General features: G+C 60.0%; 3 protein-coding genes. 2 read left to right on the forward strand and 1 reads right to left on the reverse strand.

Annotation, left to right across the window (positions count from 1 at the left end):
• Positions 1 to 176: 176 nt before the first annotated feature.
• Positions 177 to 1,112, forward strand: coding sequence for an alpha/beta hydrolase (locus JOY90_RS34215; protein WP_291695510.1), 936 nt, complete (start codon positions 177 to 179; stop codon positions 1,110 to 1,112).
• 143 nt (positions 1,113 to 1,255) lie between these two features.
• On the opposite strand, the gene JOY90_RS34220 is transcribed toward JOY90_RS34215, so the two are convergent.
• Positions 1,256 to 2,506 (reverse strand): LLM class flavin-dependent oxidoreductase, encoded by a 1,251-nt coding sequence (locus JOY90_RS34220; protein WP_291695508.1) that lies wholly within the window; start codon positions 2,504 to 2,506, stop codon positions 1,256 to 1,258.
• A 399-nt stretch (positions 2,507 to 2,905) separates the two neighbouring features.
• On the opposite strand from JOY90_RS34220, the gene JOY90_RS34225 reads away from it, so the two are divergent.
• Positions 2,906 to 3,122 (forward strand): hypothetical protein (locus JOY90_RS34225; RefSeq protein WP_291695509.1); only part of this gene is annotated, 217 nt, incomplete at its 3' end.

Genomic DNA, 3,122 nt, shown 5'->3' on the forward strand with positions numbered 1-3,122 from the left:
GCGCAATGCCGGATCAACTCGAAATATCTGGCGCTGCAAATCAAGGCCATGGAGCTGGGCAAGCTTGGCCCGCTCCAGCCCGCCGCGACGTGACGCCCCTTGCAAGCCCGTGCTCTGCATGGGAATCAGAAGGCGCAGCCCGGATGAGCGCGTATCGGATGAAGGTCACCAGAGACATGGTGGATAAGGACTTGCGCGGCAGATATGCCGTTGGGCGGATCATCGCAAGCTTTTATCACACGAGATGGTTCTCTCTGCTCGTGCTCCGTTTCAGTGGGGCCGTCTTGCGGGGAAGGAATATCAGAGGACTTGTCTGCCGAGAGCGACATATTCCAAGCAGAAACGGTGGGGCGCCGATTCGTGTGAGAGTCTATCGGCCAACCGCGGCAGTCGGACCACTGCCGATCATGCTGTATCTGCACGGCGGCGGTTACGTTCAAGGAGTGCCCGAGCAATTCGGCTCAATCATCAAGGACTTCATCGAGACAGTGCCATGCATCATCGTCGCCCCGGACTACAGAAAGGCCGTTGAATCGCCGTACCCGGCCGCCTTCAACGACTGCTACGACACCCTGCTGTGGATAAGGGATAATGCGGCCTCCATCGGCGGAAGAACCGACAGATTCATCGTGTCGGGCCATAGCGCGGGCGGAGGGCTTGCCGCGGCCGTCTCGCTCAAGGCCACCGATACCGACGACGCGAGAATAGCCTTTCAAATGCCGCTCTATCCAATGATCGATGACCGTCGGAATAGCGCCTCAGCCGTTCTAGAGGACGCACCCGTATGGGATGAGCAAGCCAACAGGCTGGCATGGTCCCGTTATCTCGATGGCGTGAAGCACGTTACGCCTTACGCGGCTGCGGCACGCTGCACCGACTATACGAAATTGCCGCCGACGATCACTTATGTCGGCAGTCTGGAGCCATTTCGGGATGAGGCGAAAATCTACGTTGAGAACCTTCGTCGGGCCAATGTTCCGGCTGAGTTCGAGGTATTCGACGGCGCTTTTCATGCTTTTGACGTGATCGTGCCAGGCGCTCCAATCAGCAGGCGCGCCAATCGGTTTCTGATGGAAAATTTCCGAAAGTTCGCTCAGCGGTATTTCCCCTAGGACGATCAACACGGTCCGGACGGCCATTGCATCATTTGCACTTTCAAGATCCGACGCTTGGGGCCCCTCGATTGCGATCGATCGCGGACCTCAGGTGGCGCCCCGGCGCACAACACGCCAGGGCGTGCGATTGTCGCTCCCGGTCAACGGAACGCTGGGATGATGTGTTCGGCGAACAATTCGATCTGGCGCATCTCCTCATCCATCGACATGAAACCCTGGTCGAAGAACCAACCGAACCATTCGAGTTCGCCCTTGCCGCCGATCTCGTGAAGCGCCGCGATCTCGGCCTTGACCTGATCGACCGTTCCGGCCAGCGCATATTTGAGCTTGCGCATGCGCTCCAGAGTCCATTCGGAGGGCGGCAGCGGAGTGAACGGGTTCGCCGGATATTTGTCCAGGTCCTCCGGTGAACGGAACGCCTCCCAGAAACCGAATCCCCCGAAATAATGGTTGAAGCCGGCGTAGTTGGTGTTGCGCAACAACTCGACCGCTTCCGCTTCAGTCTTGCCGAAATGCACGGCGCGGAAGGCGCCGACGTTCTCGCCCAGACCCAGCTTGCGTCCGCTCTTGGCCGCCACATCCTGATAGACGCCGCAGAGGCGCTGAAACTCGGGCGGATACGAAACCAGAATCCAGGGCACAATGCCGGATTGTGCCGTGTATTTGATCGTGTTTTCGCTCACCGAGAACGGTTGGAACAGCGGCGGGTGCGGGTCTTGATAGGGCTTCGGGACCACGCAGATCTTGCGGATGACGCCCTTCTCGTCGACCTCGCCCGGCGCGCCGTATTCGCGCGTCCACTGGTGCACGGGCCAGCGCTGGATGCCCTCCTCGTACGGATACGGCACCTTGTAGTACTCGCCGTCGTGCTCGATCGTCTCTTGCGTCCACGCCTTCCTGATGATCGTGACGATTTCCTCATAGACCCTGCGGTTATGGTTGTCGATCGAGGAGCCGTCCATCGGCGCGCCGGTGACATGATATTGCTGGCCTAGCACGTTCACCCAGCGATCCTGATAGCCGCGGGCAAATCCGGCGAAGATTCGTCCCTTCGTGAGGTGATCGAGGACGGCGAGCTCCTCGGCCGCGCGGAGCGGATCCCAAGAGGGCAGCACCAGTCCCAACGGGGCGAATTTGATGCGCTTGGTGCGGGCGGCGAGATCGGCATAGAGCAGGAGCGGCGCCACCGAAGTCTCATAACCTTCGGAATGGAAATGATGCTCGGTGGTCGCCATGACGTCGAAGCCGGCGTCATCGGCGAAGGCTGCGAGCTTTCTCAGCTCGTCCAGCATCTGCTGGTAGCGCTCGTTGTTGCGTCCAATCGGACGCAGCCGCTTGCGATCCTCGAGCGTCGCGGGAACGGTGGGAAGCACAAAAAGCATGAATTTCATGGTTCCTCCTATCGGTTCTGGTTTTTGCTACCGCGGTCGTAAGCCGGCGAGCCGCAGATGATGTTGTCCCGCGGCGACAGGCGTTGCCATCTCGCCCGAGCAGCATCGGCCTCGGGCAGGCAGCCAGCGAGAAAAATGGTAGACGCGGTGTATGAGAGGTTCAATATTGATCTTCATCCCGCAGTCGGCGCGTGGCACGGCTTCGCGCAAGCGTTGTGCTGTTGTCCAACCGTATCGGTCGGAACGTCTTCGAGGCGACTTTCAGCCATCGCTCGCTCGATTGCCGTCATTTCCTCGACGTCGCGCGTTGCTGGTCAGCGTCCGTCGATTGACATCCCGTGCTGCAGAGCAGCGAAATGACGCGATGGGCCGTTTACGCCTGGGTCGGACTGTCTCGTCATGTCCGGAATTTTGCCCAAAGCAGATGCAACAAGTTCGGGAAGCCAGTCTGGGGACACCGGCTATCGCACCGTGGCGGTCATCTTTGCCGGACGGGCAGCCCGAAGGCCCAGCCCCCGCGAAAACGCCGGGCGCCTCGATGCCGGCAGTCTTTCCGGAAGCTGTCCGAAATATGCAATGGTTTGCGTCATCCCAGCTCTGACGGCCGGCTCGATCT

The sequence above is a fragment of the Bradyrhizobium sp. genome, from assembly GCF_019242285.1.
Lineage (GTDB): Bacteria > Pseudomonadota > Alphaproteobacteria > Rhizobiales > Xanthobacteraceae > Bradyrhizobium.